Source organism: Streptomyces acidicola (assembly GCF_009377235.1).
Classification (GTDB): Bacteria; Actinomycetota; Actinomycetes; order Streptomycetales; family Streptomycetaceae; genus Streptomyces; species Streptomyces acidicola.
This window is the reverse complement of the sequence record NZ_VMNX01000108.1, coordinates 1-18,382: the sequence shown is the minus strand read 5'-3', so window position 1 is coordinate 18,382 and position 18,382 is coordinate 1. Positions and strand designations below refer to the sequence as shown.

Annotated in this window: 15 protein-coding genes and 1 pseudogene; 7 read left to right on the top strand and 9 right to left on the bottom strand. The window is 70.3% G+C overall.

Annotated elements, in window-relative coordinates; genetic code table 11:
• Positions 1–23: 23 nt before the first annotated feature.
• The 7 genes from FPZ41_RS25715 to FPZ41_RS25685 all read right to left on the bottom strand — a co-directional run bounded on the left by FPZ41_RS25715 (position 24) and on the right by FPZ41_RS25685 (position 8,172).
• Complete coding sequence (locus FPZ41_RS25715; RefSeq protein ID WP_131565900.1) at positions 24–929, bottom strand: carbohydrate ABC transporter permease; 906 nt, start codon at positions 927–929, stop codon at positions 24–26.
• Positions 926–1,861 (bottom strand): carbohydrate ABC transporter permease, encoded by a 936-nt coding sequence (locus FPZ41_RS25710; RefSeq protein ID WP_152866066.1) that lies wholly within the window; start codon positions 1,859–1,861, stop codon positions 926–928. Before FPZ41_RS25710 ends, FPZ41_RS25715 begins: the two co-directional genes overlap by 4 nt.
• 231 nt (positions 1,862–2,092) lie before the next feature.
• On the bottom strand, positions 2,093–3,874 hold the full coding sequence (gene araD / locus FPZ41_RS25705) for an L-arabinonate dehydratase (RefSeq protein WP_152866065.1): 1,782 nt from the start codon (positions 3,872–3,874) through the stop codon (positions 2,093–2,095).
• Positions 3,871–4,782: a dihydrodipicolinate synthase family protein gene (locus FPZ41_RS25700; protein WP_152866064.1), complete on the bottom strand. Its 912-nt coding sequence runs from the start codon at positions 4,780–4,782 to the stop codon at positions 3,871–3,873. The genes araD and FPZ41_RS25700 overlap by 4 nt, the downstream gene beginning before the upstream one ends.
• On the bottom strand, positions 4,779–5,435 hold the full coding sequence (locus tag FPZ41_RS25695) for a GntR family transcriptional regulator (RefSeq protein WP_131565895.1): 657 nt from the start codon (positions 5,433–5,435) through the stop codon (positions 4,779–4,781). Before FPZ41_RS25695 ends, FPZ41_RS25700 begins: the two co-directional genes overlap by 4 nt.
• Positions 5,436–5,836: 401 nt before the next feature.
• Positions 5,837–6,157 carry a hypothetical protein gene (locus FPZ41_RS25690; RefSeq protein ID WP_152866063.1) on the bottom strand — a complete coding sequence of 107 codons (321 nt, stop codon included), beginning with the start codon at positions 6,155–6,157 and terminating at the stop codon, positions 5,837–5,839.
• Between the two features lie 38 nt (positions 6,158–6,195).
• On the bottom strand, positions 6,196–8,172 hold the full coding sequence (locus FPZ41_RS25685) for a zinc ribbon domain-containing protein (protein ID WP_322620716.1): 1,977 nt from the start codon (positions 8,170–8,172) through the stop codon (positions 6,196–6,198).
• Between the two features lie 338 nt (positions 8,173–8,510).
• Here FPZ41_RS25685 and FPZ41_RS25680 point away from each other — a divergent pair.
• Positions 8,511–9,843, top strand: a pseudogene (locus FPZ41_RS25680) (MFS transporter).
• Here FPZ41_RS25680 and FPZ41_RS25675 read toward each other — a convergent pair.
• Together FPZ41_RS25675 and FPZ41_RS25670 are read right to left on the bottom strand one after the other, a co-directional pair.
• Positions 9,777–10,946, bottom strand: a complete 1,170-nt coding sequence (locus FPZ41_RS25675; protein ID WP_322620715.1) for a hypothetical protein — start codon at positions 10,944–10,946, stop codon at positions 9,777–9,779. The pseudogene FPZ41_RS25680 and the gene FPZ41_RS25675 overlap by 67 nt on opposite strands.
• A 30-nt stretch (positions 10,947–10,976) precedes the next feature.
• A complete protein-coding gene (locus FPZ41_RS25670) occupies positions 10,977–11,924 on the bottom strand; it encodes a 5-dehydro-4-deoxyglucarate dehydratase (protein WP_152866060.1) in 948 nt (315 codons plus the stop codon).
• Between the two features lie 247 nt (positions 11,925–12,171).
• Between FPZ41_RS25670 and FPZ41_RS25665 the strand changes: the two genes are divergently transcribed.
• The 6 genes from FPZ41_RS25665 (at position 12,172) to FPZ41_RS25640 (ending at position 18,327) form a co-directional block, all read left to right on the top strand.
• Positions 12,172–12,996, top strand: coding sequence for an NAD-dependent epimerase/dehydratase family protein (locus FPZ41_RS25665; RefSeq protein ID WP_152866059.1), 825 nt, complete (start codon positions 12,172–12,174; stop codon positions 12,994–12,996).
• Positions 12,997–13,297: 301 nt separating this feature from the next.
• Complete coding sequence (locus FPZ41_RS25660; protein WP_322620714.1) at positions 13,298–14,068, top strand: DeoR/GlpR family DNA-binding transcription regulator; 771 nt, start codon at positions 13,298–13,300, stop codon at positions 14,066–14,068.
• Positions 14,069–14,184: 116 nt separating this feature from the next.
• On the top strand, positions 14,185–15,555 hold the full coding sequence (locus tag FPZ41_RS25655) for an ABC transporter substrate-binding protein (RefSeq protein WP_152866057.1): 1,371 nt from the start codon (positions 14,185–14,187) through the stop codon (positions 15,553–15,555).
• Complete coding sequence (locus tag FPZ41_RS25650; RefSeq protein WP_152866056.1) at positions 15,552–16,490, top strand: carbohydrate ABC transporter permease; 939 nt, start codon at positions 15,552–15,554, stop codon at positions 16,488–16,490. The genes FPZ41_RS25655 and FPZ41_RS25650 overlap by 4 nt, the downstream gene beginning before the upstream one ends.
• Positions 16,487–17,341, top strand: coding sequence for a carbohydrate ABC transporter permease (locus FPZ41_RS25645; protein ID WP_131570669.1), 855 nt, complete (start codon positions 16,487–16,489; stop codon positions 17,339–17,341). The genes FPZ41_RS25650 and FPZ41_RS25645 overlap by 4 nt, the downstream gene beginning before the upstream one ends.
• Positions 17,338–18,327 carry a zinc-dependent alcohol dehydrogenase family protein gene (locus FPZ41_RS25640; RefSeq protein ID WP_152866055.1) on the top strand — a complete coding sequence of 330 codons (990 nt, stop codon included), beginning with the start codon at positions 17,338–17,340 and terminating at the stop codon, positions 18,325–18,327. The genes FPZ41_RS25645 and FPZ41_RS25640 overlap by 4 nt, the downstream gene beginning before the upstream one ends.
• Positions 18,328–18,382: the final 55 nt, after the last annotated feature.

Genomic DNA, 18,382 nt, shown 5'->3' with positions numbered 1-18,382 from the left:
TCGTCTTGTGCCCGGAAGTCGCCTCACCCCTTCACCGCCCCCGCGCTGAAGCCGGTGATCAGCCACTTCTGGATGAAGGCGAACACGATCACGACCGGGACCGCGGCGATGATGCCGCCCGCGGCGAGGGCGCCCAGGTCGACGCTGTCGGCGCTGAGCAGGGTGTTCAGGCCGACGGGGATGGTCTGCTTGTCCTGGTTGCTGAGGAACATCAGCGCGAACAGGAAGTGGTTCCAGGAGTGCACGAAGGCGAAGGAGCCGACGGCGATCAGGCCCGGCCGCAGCAGCGGCAGCACGACCACCCGGAAGCCGCTGAAACGGTTGCAGCCGTCGACCCAGGCGGCCTCCTCCAGCGAGTACGGCACGTTTCTGATGAACCCGCTGATCAGGATCATCGACAGCGGCAGCTGGAAGACGGTCTCGGCGATGATGACGCTGCCGAGGGAGTTGATCATCCGCAGCTCGGCGAAGATCTGGAACAGCGGTACGAGAAGCAGCGCGCCCGGCACGAACTGGGAGCACAGCAGCGCCAGCATGAACGCGCGCTTGATCCGGAAGTTGAAGCGGGCCAGGGCGTAGCCGCCGGCGAGGGCGACGATCGTGGTCATGAACAGGGTGGCGACGCCCACGAGGACGCTGTTCTGGAAGTAGGTGCCGAAGGCGCGCTCCGTCCACACCTTCTCGAAGTGGTCGAAGGTGATGGGCCATGGCACGAGCGAGGTCGAGCCGGCCGGGCGCAGGGCGAACAGCAGGATCCAGTAGAAGGGGACGATCGTGAAGAGCAGGTAGATCGACAGCGGCAGGTAGATCTGCCAGCGCGGGACCTCGTCCCAGGCGCGCTGGCGCTTCTTCGGCCGGCGTGGGGGCTCCTCGGCCTCGGGGGCGGGGGCCACCGGGGCGTCGCTGATCTCGGCGTCCTTGGTGATCACTTGTCCTCGCCTCCGAACTTGCTCAACCGCAGGTAGACGATCGAGCAGAAGAGCAGAATCACGAACGCGACCGTGGTCAGGGCGGACGCGTAGCCGAAGTTGTGGGCGTCGACGGAGGTGTTGGCGATGTAGAGCGGGAGGGTCGTCGTCGCGCCCGCCGGTCCGCCGCCGGTCAGGGTGTAGAGCAGGTCGACGTTGTTGAACTCCCACACCGCGCGCAGCAGTGTGGACAGGATGATCGCGTCCTTCAGGTGTGGCAGCGTGATGTGGATGAACTGCCGGATGCGGCTGGCGCCGTCGACCTCGGCGGCCTCGTACAGGTCCTTCGAGACGGACTGGAGGTCGGCGAGGATGAGGATCGCGAAGAAGGGCACGCCGCGCCACAGGTCGGCGACGACCGCGGCCGGGAAGACGGTCGAGGTGTCGGAGAGCCAGCTGGTGCCGTACTCGCCGATGCCCAGGTCCGCGAGGTAACGGGTGATGCCCGTCTGGGAGTTGTAGAGCAGCACCCAGATCGCGGAGGTCAGCACACCGGAGACGGCCCACGGTGAGAAGACCATCGCGCGGCTCAGTGCCCGGCCCACGAAGCTCTGGTTGACGATCAGCGCGAGCGCCAGGCCGAACAGCAGTTGCAACCCGACCTCGACCACGACCCACTTGGCGCTGAAGACCAGCGTGTCCCAGAACTGGGGATCCTTCGTGAAGGCGAAGACGAAGTTGTCGAAGCCCGCGAAACCGTTCCGCCAGGGCTTGGTGGGGTTGTAGTGCTGCAGGCTGTAGTAGAAGACGCTGATGACCGGGTAGGCGATGAAGCCGAGCATCAGCAGGGCTGCCGGCGCGATCAGCAGGTACGGGAGCCTGCGCGGCGTGGCCGATCCGCGACGCCGCCGGGGCGGCGCGGGCTGTTTCGCCACGGCTGCGGCTTGGGCCATGACTGTGTCTCCGTTCTCGGGTGTGCGGGTCGAGCCGGTGGTGCGGTGCGCTTCACCGTGTGGCTTGTGGCTGTGCCGTGCGGTGTGCGCGTATACCGTTGCGGCTTGTGCCTGCGCCGTGTTGGCAAGCGCTTTCACTTGCGGTGTTCGAGGTCCGGACCGCGAGGAACAGCGGCCTTGGTGCGGTGGGTGCGGTGGGTGCGGTGGTCCAGTAGTGCGGTGGTGCGGTGTTCAGCCCGCGTACGGGTCCGGCACGGTGCCCGGTCGGGCCAGGAAGGCGAAGTCGCAGCCGGTGTCGGCCTGCGTGATCTGCTCGTTGTAGAGCGCGCCGTAGCCGCGCTCGTACCGCTCGGGCGGGGGCGTCCACGCGGCCCTGCGGCGCTGGAGCTCCTCGTCGTCCACGTCGAGGTGGAGGGTGCGCGCCTCGACGTCGAGGGTGATGCTGTCCCCGGTCCGTACGAGCGCGAGCGGCCCGCCGATGTACGACTCGGGCGCGATGTGCAGCACGCACGCGCCGTAGCTCGTGCCGCTCATCCGGGCGTCGGAGATCCGCACCATGTCCCGGACACCCTGCTTCAGCAGGTGGTCGGGGATGGGCAGCATCCCGTACTCGGGCATGCCCGGGCCGCCCTTGGGCCCTGAGTTGCGCAGCACCAGCACGCTGTCGGCGGTGATGCCCAGGGACGGGTCGTTGATGGTCCGCTGCATCGTCCTGTAGTCGTCGAAGACGACCGCGGGACCGGTGTGCCTGAGCAGGTGCGGCTCGGCGGCGATGTGCTTGATGACCGCGCCGTCCGGGCAGATGTTGCCGCGCAGCACGGCGACCCCGCCCTCCTTCGCGACCGGGTTCTCGCGGGTGCGGATCACGGCGTCGTTGTGGACGAGCGCGCCGTCGAGCTGCTCACGCATCGTGTCGTACGACACCGTCGGCCGGTCCAGGTGGAGGAGGTCGGTGATCCGGGACAGGAACCCGGGGAGCCCGCCCGCGAAGTGGAAGTCCTCCATCAGGTACGTCTGTCCGCCCGGCCGGACGTTGGCCAGCACCGGCACCGTGCGCGCGATGCGGTCGAAGTCGTCGAGTGTCAGCGGGACTCCGGCGCGGCCGGCCATGGCGATGAGGTGGATGACGGCGTTCGTGGAGCCGCCGAGCCCGAGGACGGTCGTCACCGCGTCCTCGAATGCCTCCGCGGTGAGGATCTCGGACAGCTTCCGGTCCCTGCGGACGAGTTCGACGATCCTGAGGCCGGAGGCGGCGGCCATCCGGTCGTGCCCGGAGTCGACGGCGGGGATGCTCGACGCGCCCGGCACGGTGACCCCGAGCGCCTCGGCCGCGGCGGTGAGCGTGGACGCCGTGCCCATGGTCATGCAGTGACCGGGCGAGCGGGCCAGGCCGCTCTCCAGCTCCTGCATCTCGCAGTCGCCGATGAGCCCGGCGCGTTTGTCGTCCCAGTACTTCCACATGTCGGTGCCGGAGCCGAGGACCTCGTTGCGCCAGTGGCCCGGCAGCATGGGCCCGGCGGGCACGAACACGGTGGGCAGGTCGACGGAAGCGGCCCCCATGAGCAGCGCGGGCGTGGACTTGTCGCAGCCGCCCATCAGCACGGCCCCGTCCACCGGGTACGACCGCAGCAGCTCCTCGGTCTCCATCGCGAGCATGTTGCGGTAGAGCATCGGGGTCGGCTTCTGGAAGGTCTCGCTCAGCGTCGACACCGGGAACTCCAGCGGGTAGCCGCCGGCCTGCCACACGCCCCGCTTGACCGCCTGCGCGCGATCACGCAGGTGCACATGGCAGGGGTTGATGTCGCTCCAGGTGTTGAGGATCGCGATGACCGGCTTGCCCAGGTGTTCCTCGGGCAGATAGCCGAGCTGGCGGGTGCGGGCCCGGTGGCTGAAGGAGCGCAGTCCGTCCGTGCCGTACCACTGGTGGCTTCTGTACTCCTCGGGGCGCCTCTCGGCGCTCTTCTCGGCGCTCTTCTCGGTGCTGTTCTCGGGGCTCTTCTCGGGGTTCGTCATATCGACCACCCGGCGGCGATGGCGGCGACCTCGGCCCGCTCGTCCTCGGGCAGTACCCGGCTCGGCGCCCGGACGTCGCGGCGGCACAGGCCGAGCGAGGCGAGGGCCTCCTTGACCACGGTCACGTTGTTGGCGGACGCGCCCGCGGCACGCAGTTCCTCGAAGCGGCGGATCTGCTCCCACACCTTCATCGCCGCGGGATAGTCCCCGGACCGAAGTGCGTCGAGCATGTTCAGGGAAACGGCCGGGGCGACGTTCACGAGTCCCGAGGTGAAGCCGGTGGCGCCCGCGGAGAAGTACGAGGGCGCGTACGGCTCGGCGAGCCCCGCCACCCACACGAAGCGGTCGAGCCCCGCGTCCCGCGCGAAGGCGGCGAACCGGGCGGCGTCCGGGACGGCGTACTTGACCCCGATGACGTTCGGGCAGGCGTCGGCGAGTTCGGCGAGCCGGGCGCCCGGCAGCGCCGCGTTGCGGAGGTACGGCACGACGCCCAGCTCGGGCACGGCCTCGGCGATGGCGCGGTGGTAGTCGACCCAGCCGGTGTCCGACACGTACGGGTGGACGGGCTGGTGGACCATCACCATCTGTGCGCCGGCCTCACGGGCGTGCTGGGCGGAGGCCACGGCGGTGGGCACGTCGTGCCCGACCCCGACGAGGACGACACTCCGGTCGCCTGCCTCGTCCATGGTCAGCTCGGTGACGAGCTGCCGTTCGGCGGGGGTCAGCGCGTAGAACTCACCGGTGTTGCCGTTCGGCGTGAGGGTCCTGACCCCGCCGTCGAGCAGTCGACGCAGCAGGGCCCGGTGGGTGTCCTGGTCGACGGTGCCGTCCTCGGCGAACGGGGTCACCGGGATCGCCACGACGTCGGCCAGGGCCGCCCGTTGGGTCTCGTACGTCACGCTGCTCATTGATGGCCTTCCTCTTCGTGGGCCTCGGGGAAGGCCCGCTGGACGAACGACGCGATGTGCGCGTGGAGGGCGCCGGCCGCCCCGTCGGCGTCGCCGTCGAGGGCGAGCCGCAGGATCTCCCGGTGCTCGGCGGCCTCCCGCTCCCAGGAGGGGTTGGCGGCCCAGGCGACCGCGGAGACGAGCGCGGCCTGGTCCCGCACCTCGTCGAGCATCCGGCCGAGCAGCGGATTGCCGCAGGAGGTGTAGAGGGCGCGGTGGAACTCCCGGTTGGCGAGGGAGCGTTCGGCCGTGTCGGCCGCCTGGTCGGAGCGGGCGAGCGCGTCCTGCGCCGCTTGAAGTCCGGCCCCCCGCCGTACGGCCCGCCGCAGGGCTTCCGGCTCCAGGAGCAGCCGGACGTCGTACACCTCGCGTGCCATGTCCGCGTCCACCATGCGCACCGTGACGCCCTTGTACTGGCTCATCACGACGAGTCCTGTCCCGGCCAGGGTCTTGAGCGCCTCGCGCACCGGCGTCTTGGAGACCCCGAACTGCGCGGCGAGCTCGGTCTCCACGAGCGCCTGGCCGGGCGTCAGCTTCCCGGTGAGGATGCGGTGTTTGATCCCCTCCAGCACGAACTGCGTGCGGGACGGGATCGGGGTGGGCACAGAGGTCATGCGCGCCTCTCGGATCTCACATATCGCGTCTCATATATGACGTACGAAGTACGACGCGTTGAAGGTAGGAGCGGCCCTGTGTTTCGTCAATGCTTCTCACAGAGGAAGTTGGGGTGACGCACTGAGGCAATGAATCAACGAGGTACTCACACCGTTTGCCATCGCGATGCCGGAGCAGCCGCCCAGGCCCAGGCTCCCGTGCCGTACCGCCTCACCGGCCCAGCAGGACCGAATGCCGAACACACCGCTTGGGGAAGCCAGGTCTGACCACCCGAAAGAACGCCACATCTCTCGCTGCGCCATGCGCGGGAGGCACCCCTGGTCCGCCGTCACCCGGTATCGGATCCGTGTGCCACTGCAACTCGCTGCACGTCTCGAATCCCGCGTCCACTCACGTTCCTTCAGGCGGCGGTGCGGGGCACGACGAGTCGGCGGCACTCCTCCGCACGGTCGGCGAGTTCACCGTTCACACCGGAGAGTTCGTCCAGGCAGTGGAACAGGTCCATGACGACGTCGGCGTCTGGACCTTCGTCAAGGAAGGCTTCCGTCGCCTCGACGACGGTGTTCTCCCGTTCGAGGAGGATCGCCCGGAACAGCCCCGCGAGCCTGATCTCGTCCTCGTCCAGCGACTCGGTCGCCTGTGCGAACAGTGCGCTCCACTGGTCCACGCATCCAGCGAGTCCCGACGTCACGGTGTCCAGCATGGTCTTCTCGAACAGCAAGCCGAGTTCATCGGGCTCGGACGCGAGAGCGTCTCTGATCAGCTGAGCGAACCTATGCGAACCGTAGGGTCCGGCGTGAGTTCTGCCCACCTGGGCGGGGAAGCATGAGCGTGGAGATGGAATCCCGCGCCCAGTGCTGCTCCGCGTGGCCGGTGTCGGCTGGTGGTGGGTGTGCTGATCGTGGTCACGCCCTGGTGCCGGTGGGCTGCACGGGGCAGCCGGGTCCGGCCCGTGGGTGCGTGTCCCTCCGGACGCTGGCCCGCCGGACCGGAAGGTCTGGTGGGGGAGGGTGCCCTGCGTCGCCTGGGCGCGGGGCGTGTGGTCCTGTGCCGGGTGGGTCCGGTCTTGGACCTGTCCCGGCGGGTCTGGGTGGTGGCCGGGGCGACCACAGCGGTGGCTTCGTGTTGGTCTGCCACGCTGCGGATAGCCATGGTGCCTGTGGAGCGGTCGGTGACGGTCTTGGTCTGGTGGGTCAGTCCGCGTGCGGCGATGCGCTGCCATGCTCCGGTGTCGCGGTCGCCCTGCCAGCCACAGCCCGGGGTGGGGCAGACGGCCCATTTCCAGCCGGGTGCGGTGGGCCGGTCGGGGGCCTTGCGGTGACGCAGCGGAACGAGGCAGCGAGGGCAGTGCCGGGAGGTGCCCCGGGCCGGGACGGTGACCACGGCGATGCCCGTCTCGGCGGCCAGGTGCCGCATCCGCTCCACGATCTGCCCGCGTACGTGCTGCGAGAGGCGGGTGTTGAGGGTGCGGCCCATGCCGCGGGCCTCCAGCGAGCGCAGGTCTTCGACATAGATCACCGTCGCACGGGCGGCGATGGCCTGGTCGACCACCCAACGGGCGGCGGACCAGGCGAGCGCGTCGTTGAGGTTGGACCTTCGGGCGGAGACGTGCCGACTCTCCTCGGCGAGCACGTGATGCTTCGCGGACAGCGAGTGCCGCGCCTCCCCGGCGATGAGCCGCTGATAGTGGTCGGTCTTGGCGTGCAGGTACTCGGACTCTCGGCGGAGCCGGTGCTGTTTGGCCATGGCACCGCAGGCGCGGAACATCCCGCCTGTGCCGAGGGCGGTGATGATTCCGTCGTCGCGGCGCCGGACCGCGCCCGCACTGAGCAGGGTGTTCAGCCCCCAGTCCACGCCCAGTGCGACCGTGTGCCCGGTACGCCGTGTCTTCGGCACGGCGTGGGTGTAGGCGAGATCGGCCCGCACCGTCCCCTGGTGGATACGCAGCGTGGGCAGGTGCAGCACCGCGCCAGGCGGGATGGTCGGCGGCAGTGTGATCGGGCATGCCACCCACGTCCAGTCCCGGTAGGAGCGCGGGTCGGGGCAGGTGGGCAGCTGCAAGCGCAACAGTGCCCGGCCCGGATCATCCCCGCGTGTGATCGTGGCCTGCTGCCTGTCACACGCGGACAGCAGCAGCATCCGCGCACTGCGGGGTGCGGCCTCCAGCTCGAACACATCGACCGGCAACCGGCCGTGCTTCTCGACGAAGGCGGCGATCTGCCGAGTGCGGGAGGCGATGACGCAGGACGGCAGATCCCGGCCGCCGGGCACAGCCTCGCGGACTGCATCCCACTCCTGCGGCGTGCGCTTGCCCGGGTCCGCGGGCCACGCCCCGAGGATCGCGGCAGTCAGGTCGGCCCGCCACTTCACCGACCTCAGTGTGCGCCCGGTCTGCTCCTGGGCCATGCGCACGATCCGGTCGTTGACACGGACCCCGTCGGCCGGTGCGGCGGTCCAGCCCAGACGGCGCAGCGCCATCCAGGCATTCGACGGCAGTGGCCGGCCCCCGGCGTCCACGCCCGAGGCCAGCACGTCGACGTCGGCCGCATTCCAGTGCTCGGCCAGCAGCCCGCCAGCCATTCCGGACACCAGCGCGGCAGCCCAGCCCACCCGCGCTGCCAGCACCGCCGTGGTGAGGACCTCCCCGGTCCGCTCCTCCACCCCGGTACGCAACAGGCCACGGGCACACGCCGTACGCGACGTCTCGCCCTCGCCGAGCGGCAGCCTCCGGCTCACCGGAACCTCCCTTCCCCACCCGTGGTGCTGTCATCCGATCAACGACGCCCCCGCGAGAAGGTCACGCATTCGATCTGCGCACCCACATGCGACACCGACCCGTACCGGACACACGACATGACGCCAGCGGACGAAACATCACTACGGATCCCAAAGGAAACACGTGAGCCTGACCACGCGATGCCAGAGCCCAGACCAGGCCGGGATTCAGGGCCAGCGCACCGGTTAAGTCGGCGACGGCCTCGTCGAAACGCCCTGCCTGCCGGCGCGTCTACCCGCGCTTTCCAGGGCACCTGCCCGATCCGCCCTCCAGGTCCTTAGCACCATGATGATCAGGCATGACAACCAAGACAACAGAGACGGCAGGGGTGCCGGGGGAGGCACAGCCCTCGTGGACCCTGGCGCGCGTCCTGCGGGACCGCAACGCGCGGCTCTACCTGGCCGGAGTCGTGGCCTCCGGCTTCGGCACGTCCGCGCTGTGGCTGGCGTCCGGGATCTGGGTCAAGGACCTCACCGGGTCGAACGGGCTTGCCGCGCTCTCCATGCTGGCCATGTGGGCACCGACCCTGTTCGGCCCCCTCCTCGGCACCCTCGCCGACCGCACCCGCCGCAAGCCGCTCCTGATCCGGACGAACCTCGCCCTGGCGGCGCTCCTCCTCACCCTCTTCACCGTCGACTCCTCTCAGAGCCTGTGGCTCCTCTTCGCGGTGCTCATGGTGTACGGCGCGGCGGGCGTCGTCCACGACGCTGCCGAAGCGGCGCTGGTCGCCGGCGCGATCGCCCCGTCCCTGCTCGGCGACTTCAACGGACTGCGGATGACGGCCAACGAGGGCATGAAGCTGGTGGCCCCGCTGGCCGGGGCGGGGATCTACGCGGCGTACGGCGGCGCAGCCGTGGCGTTGCTGGACGCGGTGACCTTCGTGTTGGCCACGGCGCTGTACGCGTGCGTGCGTGTCCACGAGCCCAAACCCGAACCGCCCACGTCGGGCTGGCGGGCGCAGACCGCCGAGGGCGCCCGCTTCCTCCGGGTCCACCAGGGTCTGCGCCCCCTGGTGCTGGCGGGCGGCGCCACGATGTTCCTCTCGGGCGTCAACGGCGCCACGGTCTACGCCGTCGTCGACGGTCTCGGGCGCTCCCCCGCGTACGCCGGCGTGCTGTCCGTCGCCCAGGGCGTGGGCTCCGTGGCCGTCGGGCTGGTCTCCGGTCCGCTGATCCGGCGCCTCGGCGAACGGCGTTTCGCGGGGTGCGGGATCGCGCTCACGGCAGTCGCGGTGGGGCTGCGGGCGGTCCCGTCCGACGCGGTGGCCCTGGGGGCCGGTGCGGCGGTGGGGGCGGGCCTGCCGTGCGTGCTGATCGCGGCGCTCACGGCGGTGCAGCGGGAAACTCCCGGGCCGCTGCTGGGGCGCGTGGCCGCCACCGCCAACACCCTGCTCTTCGCGCCCACCGCGATCGGTCTGGCGGTGGGCGCGAGTCTGATCGAACTGGTGGATCTCCAGGCGCTGCTGGCCGGCCTGGGGCTGGCCACCCTCCTGCCGGCATGGCACCTGCGACGTCTCCGGGTCACCGACGGGAGGGTGACCCGCCCGTCGGTGCCGTGACAGGCCTCACTCCAACCCCGACAGCCCCTCCCGCACCGCCACCAGATCTCCGTCCGATGCCAACCCCGCGTGATACAGCCGCAGTTCGGTCGCCCCGAGCTCAGCCGCACGGGCCGCGTCCGCCCCGAGCGTCCCCGGGCTCCCGCCCATCCCGGACACCACGGGGAAGTTCGCGGCCAGGACCGCCCCCTCGCGCCCCTGCTCCGCGAACGGTGTCAACAGCCCCGGCCCGCCGGCGCAGGGCACGACCACGCCGTCCGCGACGGACAGGATGTGCGCGGGATCGACGCCCGCGTTCGCGCCCACGTGGTGGGTGACCGGGTCCGCGTGCAGCAGCACCTGGAAGCCCTCGGGCGCGGCGGTCCGGACGGCCGTGACCGCCGCTTCCTGGAGCGTACGGGCGATCTCGTCCCGCCACGCGCGCGTGCCCGCCGCCCTGCCCTCCCCGAGCAGTTTCTCCACCGCCGGCCGGCCGCCGTCGTCGGGCGCGCCCCGCCACACCGGCTCCAGTGCGTCCCGGACGGCCGCCGCCAACTCGTCGGCGTCGAGCCCCTGCGCGCCGTACCCCTCGCGGCACGTCCCGCAGAAGCACAGCGACATCAGGTACTGCCCGGCGTCGCCGAGCGCCACCCCACCGGTCTTGTCGTGCGCGTGGAGGTGAGCGAGCCCGTACCAGCCCAGCGACTCCAGCTCCGTTCCCCGCGCCCCCGGCCGTACCGCCGCCTCGACGGCCAGGTCCAGCAGGTACTTCCGCGTCTCCGGCTGCGCGACGCACGGCGCCCACGCGTAGCGGTCGCCGTACGCGTTGACCACGGAGGTGTCCGGGAACTCGGCGCCCAGCCGGGAGTTGTGCGCGAGCACGACCCAGGTGTGCACCTCCAGGCCGGCGGCCGCCAGCGCCTCGGCCGCCTCCGCGTACGCGTCGCCGGGCGCCCACTCCCCGGCGCGGTACGGCCGCAGCCGTCGCCCCGACCAGCGTGCCTCGTCCGGCGGGTACAGCACGGCGGCGTGCTCGGCCGTGATGATCCGGTGCCGGGGGTGCCGGGGTGTGAGCGCGCGCGTGGAGTGGTACGCGGAGGCGAGTGTCGCCTGCCGCACCCCGAGCCCCGCGATGAACTCCCCGGCTGCCGGGTCCCCGTTGACGTCCCAGGGGTAGACGAACGCCGACGCCTTCACTTCTTCCTCCTCCAGGCCTGGCTCAAAAGCTCAAAGCAGCGCGTACCCGCGCTCGATCAGTTGCGCGAGCTGCTTGACATGGTCCTCGGTCGGTTCGTGCAGGGGCGGCCGCACCTCCCCCACGTCGAGTCCGCGCATCCGCACCCCGGCCTTCACCAGGGACACCGCGTAGCCGCGTCCCTGGGCGCGCAGTTCGACGAACGGCCGGTAGAAGCCGTCCACGAGGCGTTCCGCCGTCGCGTCGTCGCCCGAGGTGAACGCCCGGTGGAAGGCGAGGGCGATCTCCGGTGCGAAGCAGAACACCGCGGACGAGTACAGGGTGATGCCGATGCCCCGGTAGGCGAGCCCGGTCAGTTCGGCTGTCGGGAGGCCGTTGAAGTACAGGAACTCGCCCGGGACCTCGCTCCGTACGGTGCTCACGATGCGCTGCATCAGGTCGAGGTCGCCGAGGCCGTCCTTGAAGCCGATGATTCCCTCGGTGCGGGCGAGCTCAACCGCCGTTGCGGGGGTGAAGACGGCGTTGTCGCGCTGGTAGACGATCAGCGGCAGCGGGGTCGCCGCCGCCAGTTCGCGGTAGTGCCGCAGCAGGCCCTCCTGGGGCGCCTGCACGAGGTAGGGCGGCATGGCGAGCAGCCCGTCGGCGCCGGCCTCCTCGGCGAGCCGCGCGTACCGCACGGCGAGCGCGGTCCCGTACCCCGCGCCCGCCACGACGGGCACCCGGCCCGCGGTCTCGTCGACGGCGGCGCGTACGCAGGCGTGGAACTCCTCGGGAGTGAGCGCGTGGAACTCACCCGTGCCGCAGCAGGCGAAGACGGCGGCGGCCCCGGCGTCGACACCCCGGCGCACGTGCGTGCGGTACGCGTCCAGGTCGACCGCGCCGTCCGGGCCGTAGGCCGTGACGGGGAAGAAGAGCGGCCCGCTGGGGATGCTGAGCCGAGCGGCGAGGGGGGCTGAGGTCACGGGCTCTCCCAGGTCCATGTCTCTGATCCATGTTTCTGATCAGTGTCCATATTTCTGAACTCGCCTACGCTAAGCCGCCCCCTTCGGGCCGGTCAAGCGCGCCGACCCGCGACACACCAGCGGATTCCCCGCCTTCACGCCCCTCTTGACGCGCGAGACCACAACTCCCTAGCGTGTCCACGGATGTGAATGTGGTACGCGCATGCGCACACATCCGTCCGGCTGATTTCGCAACGCGCTTCCGGTGATTCAAGGAGACCCGAGGATGCCCGCTCCCCGCACCGTTCTGCTCACCGGCGCCGCCGGCGGACTCGGCACCCTGATGCGGGAGTTGCTCCCGGAGTACGGCTACGAACTCCGCCTCCTCGACGTGCGCCCCATCGAGGGCGAGCCGGACGCGATCATCGCCGACCTCGCCGACACCGGCGCCCTGCGCGAGGCCGTCCGGGGCGTCGATGCGATCATCCACCTCGCCGGCATCTCCCTGGAAGCCCCCTTCGAGAAGATCCTGAAGGCGAACATCGAGGGGACGTACAACCTGTACGAGGCCGCCCGTGAGGAGGGGGTCGAGCGGATCGTCTTCGCCTCCTCCAACCACGCCGTCGGCTTCACGCCCCGCCCCCAGGGCGACGCCCCCTTTGATGCGGACGCGCTGATCCCGGTCGACACCCCGCGCCGCCCCGACACCTTCTACGGCCTGTCCAAGTCCTTCGGCGAGGACCTCGCCCAGCTCTACTGGGACCTGCACGGCATGGAGACCGTCTCCGTACGCATCGGCTCCTGCTTCAGGGAGCCCACGAGCGTGCGCATGCTGTCGGTCTGGATGAGCCCCGAGGATGGCGCCCGCCTCTTCCACGCGGCCCTGACCGCCGAGGACGTGAAGCACACCGTCGTGTACGGCTCATCCGCCAACACCCGCCTGTGGTGGGACCTGACGACCGCCCGGGCTCTCGGCTACGAACCGCGGGACGACTCCGAGCCGTACGCCGAGAAGCTGATCGCCGAGCAGGGCGAACTCGACCCGGAGAACGTGGCGCACGCCTACCTCGGCGGCCACTTCGTGAGCGAACCGCCCATCTGGCCGTACTGACCCGGCCGAAGGGCCGCAAGCACGCAATCCAGCCGTACCGGCGCCGTGACGAGAGGCGCTCCTGGGGCGGGCGGGCACCGAACGGGCCCGCCCGCCCCGTCATTCGGGCACCGCTCCTGCCCGATCTCACGCACGCCCCAGGTCCGAGCCGGGCAACCACCGCGTGAAACGGGCACAGCCGGGCACCATCGGGCGCGCAACAAGCCTGGTCAGCGACGCACACCGGCTGTAGAACTTCCCCCATGGGTCCTACCGGGCCCGAACGGGCAGCAACGGCGCTGCCATTCAGCAGGGAGAGCAGGTGTCGGCCATGAGCGCGGAAGACAGGCAGCGCGAGATCGTCAAGGCCGCGCGCCGCGCGGGATCGGTCGACGTCACCACGCTCGCCGCCGAACTGGGCGTCGCCAGGGAGACCGTACGGCGCGACCTGCGAGCCCTGGAGGACCACGGCCTGGTCCGCCGCACCCACGGCGGGGCCTACCCCGTGGAGAGCGCCGGGTTCGAGACGACGCTCGCCTTCCGCGCCACCAGCCACGTCCCCGAGAAGCGGCGGATCGCGACCGCGGCGGCGGAACTGCTCGGGGACGCCGAGACGGTCTTCGTCGACGAGGGCTTCACCCCGCAGCTCATCGCCGAGGCGCTGCCCAGAGACCGGCCACTGACCGTGGTCACCGCCTCCCTCGCCACCGCGGGAGCACTCGCGGAGGCAGGCAACACCACCGTGCTGCTCCTCGGCGGCCGGGTGCGCCCGGGCACCCTCGCCACCGTCGACCACTGGACGACGAAGATGCTCTCCGGGTTCGTCATCGACCTGGCGTACATCGGCGCCAACGGCATCTCGCGCGACCACGGACTCACCACCCCCGACCCCGCGGTCAGCGAGGTCAAGACCCAGGCCGTCCGGGCCGCCCGGCGCACGGTCTTCGCCGGCGTGCACACCAAGTTCGGCGCGGTCAGCTTCTGCCGGTTCGCGGACATCGGCGCGCTGGAGGCGATCGTCACGAGCACGCTGCTGCCCGCGTCCGAGGCCCACCGGTACTCACTACTGGGCCCCCAGGTCATACGAGTCTGAAAACCGAACCGACCCGCCCACCGTCGTACGAAAACCAAACCGACACCCCCAGGGCACTCCCACGCCCACCTTCACCCCTTATCCCCCCATTCTCCCCATACGCCCAGGAGCGATCCATGCGAATCCCGAGCCGACGGAGGCCGCGCACCGTATTTGTCGCGGCCGCCGCAGGGACGCTGCTCGCCCCGCTGCTCTCCGGCTGCTGGACCGGAGCCGGCGGGACGGGTTCCGGCGGCGACTCCATCAACGTACTGATGGTCAACAACCCGCAGATGGTCGAGCTGCAGAAGCTCACCCGCGCCCACTTCACCAAGGAAACCGGCATCAAGGTGAACTTCACCGTCCTGCCGGAGAACGACGTCCGCGACAAGATCAGCCAGGACTTCGCCAACCAGGCGGGCCAGTACGACGTCGCCACACTCAGCAACTACGAGATACCGATCTACGCCCGCAACGACTGGCTGCGCGCGATGGACCCGTACGTCGCCAAGGACGCCGCCTTCGACCAGAAGGACATCCTGGGGCCGATGCGCCAGTCCCTGACCGGCGACGACGGCAAGACGTACGGACAGCCGTTCTACGGCGAGTCGTCCTTCCTGATGTACCGCAAGGACGTGTTCGCCGAGAAGGGGCTGACCATGCCCGAGCAGCCCACCTGGCAGCAGGTGGCGGACCTCGCCGCGAAGGCCGACGGGGCCGAGGAGGGCATGAAGGGCATCTGCCTGCGCGGACTTCCCGGCTGGGGTGAGGTGATGGCCCCGCTCACCACCGTCGTCAACACCTTCGGCGGCACCTGGTTCGACAAGGACTGGACGGCCCGCCTGAACTCCCCCGAGTTCGAGAAGGCCACCAAGTTCTACGTCGACCTCGTCCGCGAGCACGGCGAGTCCGGCGCCGCCCAGTCCGGCTTCGCCGAGTGCCTGAACAACATGACCCAGGGCAAGGTCTCCATGTGGTACGACGCCACGTCCGCGGCCGGCTCCCTGGAGGCCTCGGGGTCCCCGGTCAAGGACAAGATCGGCTACGCACCCGCACCGGTCGAGGAGACGAAGTCCTCCGGCTGGCTCTACACCTGGGCCTGGGGCATCCAGCAGGCGTCCCGGAACCCCGACAAGGCCTGGAAGTTCGTCTCCTGGGCCTCCAGCAAGGAGTACGAACAGCTGGTCGGCGACCAGATCGGCTGGTCCAACGTGCCCGCGGGCAAGCGGGCGTCGACCTACACGAACCCGGCCTACGTCAAGGAGGCCTCCGCCTTCCAGGAGATGACGAAGGAGGCCATCGAGGGCGCCCGGCCCACCGACCCGGGGGTGCAGCCACGGCCCGCGCCCGGCATCCAGTTCGTCGGCATCCCCGAGTTCACCGACCTCGGCACCAAGGTCTCCCTGGAGATCAGCGCGGCCATCGCCGGACGCCAGTCCGTCGAGTCGGCCCTGAAGAAGTCGCAAGCACTCGCCGAGCGGATCTCCGAGGAGTACGAGGGACGATGACCGCGACCACGACAGCCCCGATGGCCACAGCGCCCGTGCAGTCGGCGGGCAAACCCGCGTCGCGCCTGCGCGCCTGGGCCACCAGGGCCCCGCTCCTCCCCGCCCTGATCTTCATGATCGTCGTGACCCAGCTGCCGTTCGTGGCGACGCTGGTGATCTCCTTCTTCGACTGGAACTCCCTCTACCCCGACGCCCGCAGCTTCGCGGGCCTCGCCAACTACCAACAGGTCCTGACCGACCCGGACCTGCGCCGCTCGGTCTGGACGACGGTCCTCCTCACGGTCACCGTGGTCCTGGCCAGCCTGGTGCTCGGCCTCGGCCTCGCCCTGCTCCTGGACCGCCGCTTCCGCGGCCGGGGCATCGTCCGCACCCTTCTGATCGCCCCCTTCCTGGTGGTCCCGGTGGCCGCGGCCCTGCTCTGGAAGCACGTGCTCTTCAACCCCGAATACGGCCTGTTCAACGGCCTGTTGCACTACGTCGGCGGCCCGCAGCCGGACTGGATCTCCGACACCCCGCTGCTCGCGGTCGAGGCCTCCCTGATCTGGCAGTGGACGCCGTTCATGATGCTGATCCTGCTGGCCGGGCTGCAGAGCCGCGACCACCAGCAGATCGAGGCCGCCCGCGTGGACGGCGCGAGCGACTGGCAGATCTTCCGCCACCTCACACTGCCGCACCTGCGCCGCTACCTGGAACTCGGCGCCCTGCTTGGTTCGATCTACATCGTGCAGAACTTCGACGCGGTCTTCACCATCACGTCCGGAGGGCTCGGCACGGCCAACCTCCCCTACACCGTCTACCAGACCTTCTACCAGGCCCACGAGAACGGCCTCGCCTCGGCCGCGGGCGTCCTCGTCGTCATCGGTTCGATCATCATCGCGACGTTCGCGCTGCGCGTGGTCTCGTCGCTGTTCCGCGAGGAGGCGTCCCGCGCATGAGTACCGCGAGCGCTGCACCTGTACGTTCCCGGCGCATCCGGGGAGCCGGCCTGGGAGTGGCCGCCTGGCTGATCGGCCTGCTGTTCTTCCTCCCCATCGCCTGGATGGCACTGACGTCCTTCCACTCGGAGGCGGACGCGGCGACCAACCCGCCGTCCTGGGCGGCGGCCCTCACACTCGACGGCTACCGCGAGTTCTTCGGCGTGGGCGGCGGCGCGAGCCCGTGGCCCGCACTCATCAACTCCACGGTGGCGTCGCTGGCGTCGACGCTGTGCGTCCTGCTGCTGGCCCTGCCCGCGGCGTACGCGCTGTCGATCCGCCCCGTGAAGAAGTGGACGGACGTCCTGTTCTTCTTCCTGTCGACGAAGATGCTGCCGGTGGTGGCGGGCCTGCTCCCGATCTATCTCTTCGCCAAGAACACGGACTTCCTGGACAACATCTGGCTGCTGGTCATCCTCTACACGTCGATGAACCTGCCGATCGCCGTCTGGATGATGCAGTCGTTCCTGGCGGAGGTGCCGGTGGCGATCATCGAGGCCGCGCACCTGGACGGCGCGCGCCTTCCGACGATCCTGGCACGCGTGGTGGCGCCGATCGCGGCGCCGGGCATCGCCGCAACCGCCCTGATCTGCTTCATCTTCAGCTGGAACGAACTGCTCTTCGCCCGGGTACTCACGGGCGTGGTCGCCGAGACCGCCCCCGTCTTCCTGACCGGCTTCATCACCAGCCAGGGCCTGTTCCTGGCGAAGGTGTGCGCCGCGTCGCTCGTCATCTCCCTGCCGGTGCTCGCCGCGGGGTTCGCCGCCCAGGACAAACTCGTCCAGGGCCTGTCGTTGGGAGCCGTGAAATGAAGGCCGCCGTCATCGAGTCCGTGGGCAGGGCTGTCGTCTCCGAGGTCCCGGACCCGACGCCCGGTCCTCGTGAGGTCGTCGTCGAGGTGGCGGCCTGCGGCCTGTGCGGTACCGACCTGCACATTCTCCAGGGCGAGTTCGCGCCGAAGCTGCCGATCGTGCCGGGGCACGAGTTCGCGGGCGAGGTGGTCGGGGTGGGAGCCCAGGTCACGGAGGTGTCGGTCGGCGACCGGGTGGCGGTGGACCCGTCGCTGTACTGCTACGAGTGCCGGTACTGCCGCACGGGCCACAACAACCTCTGCGAGCGCTGGGCCGCGATCGGGGTGACCACGGCGGGCGGTGCGGCGCAGTACGCGGTGGCGCCGGTGGCGAACTGCGTACGGCTCCCCGAGCACATCCGCACCCAGGACGCGGCCCTGGTCGAGCCCCTGTCGTGCGCGGTCCGCGGCTACGACGTGCTCCAGTCCCGTCTGGGCGCCCACGTGCTGATCTACGGCTCGGGGACGATGGGCCTGATGATGCTGGAGCTCGCGAAGCGTACGGGGGCGGCGAGTGTGGACGTGGTGGACGTGAACGCGTCCCGTCTGGAGACGGCCCGGCAACTGGGCGTTTCGTCCTCCGCGGCGAACCCCGACGAACTGGACCGGCCGCAGGGCTGGGACGTGGTGGTGGATGCGACGGGCAACGCGGCCGCGATCCAGGACGGCCTGGACCGGGTGGCCAAGGCCGGTACGTTCCTGCAGTTCGGGGTGGCCGACTACGCGACCCGGGTGACGATCGATCCCTACCGCATCTACAACCAAGAGATCACCATCACGGGTTCGATGGCGGTGCTGCACAGCTTCGAACGAGCGGCGGAACTCTTCGCGGCGGGTGTCCTCGACCCCGAGATCTTCATCAGCGACCGCCTGCCCCTGACGAACTACCCCCAGGCACTGGAACAGTTCGCGTCCGGGGTGGGGAGGAAGATCGTGGTGGTGCCGTAAGGGGAGCCGGTTGGGCGCGCCCGGGGGCGGTTTCTCACCCCCGCCGCCCCTACCC

Bases quoted from the DNA above. Each gene is read 5' to 3' on its own strand.
- FPZ41_RS25710 (WP_152866066.1), bottom strand. From the start codon at position 1,861: ATGGCCCAAGCCGCAGCCGTGGCGAAACAGCCCGCGCCGCCCCGGCGG.
- araD (WP_152866065.1), bottom strand. From the start codon at position 3,874: ATGACGAACCCCGAGAAGAGCCCCGAGAACAGCACCGAGAAGAGCGCC.
- FPZ41_RS25700 (WP_152866064.1), bottom strand. From the start codon at position 4,782: ATGAGCAGCGTGACGTACGAGACCCAACGGGCGGCCCTGGCCGACGTC.
- FPZ41_RS25695 (WP_131565895.1), bottom strand. From the start codon at position 5,435: ATGACCTCTGTGCCCACCCCGATCCCGTCCCGCACGCAGTTCGTGCTG.
- FPZ41_RS25670 (WP_152866060.1), bottom strand. From the start codon at position 11,924: ATGGACCTGGGAGAGCCCGTGACCTCAGCCCCCCTCGCCGCTCGGCTC.
- FPZ41_RS25665 (WP_152866059.1), top strand. From the start codon at position 12,172: ATGCCCGCTCCCCGCACCGTTCTGCTCACCGGCGCCGCCGGCGGACTC.
- FPZ41_RS25655 (WP_152866057.1), top strand. From the start codon at position 14,185: ATGCGAATCCCGAGCCGACGGAGGCCGCGCACCGTATTTGTCGCGGCC.
- FPZ41_RS25650 (WP_152866056.1), top strand. From the start codon at position 15,552: ATGACCGCGACCACGACAGCCCCGATGGCCACAGCGCCCGTGCAGTCG.
- FPZ41_RS25645 (WP_131570669.1), top strand. From the start codon at position 16,487: ATGAGTACCGCGAGCGCTGCACCTGTACGTTCCCGGCGCATCCGGGGA.
- FPZ41_RS25640 (WP_152866055.1), top strand. From the start codon at position 17,338: ATGAAGGCCGCCGTCATCGAGTCCGTGGGCAGGGCTGTCGTCTCCGAG.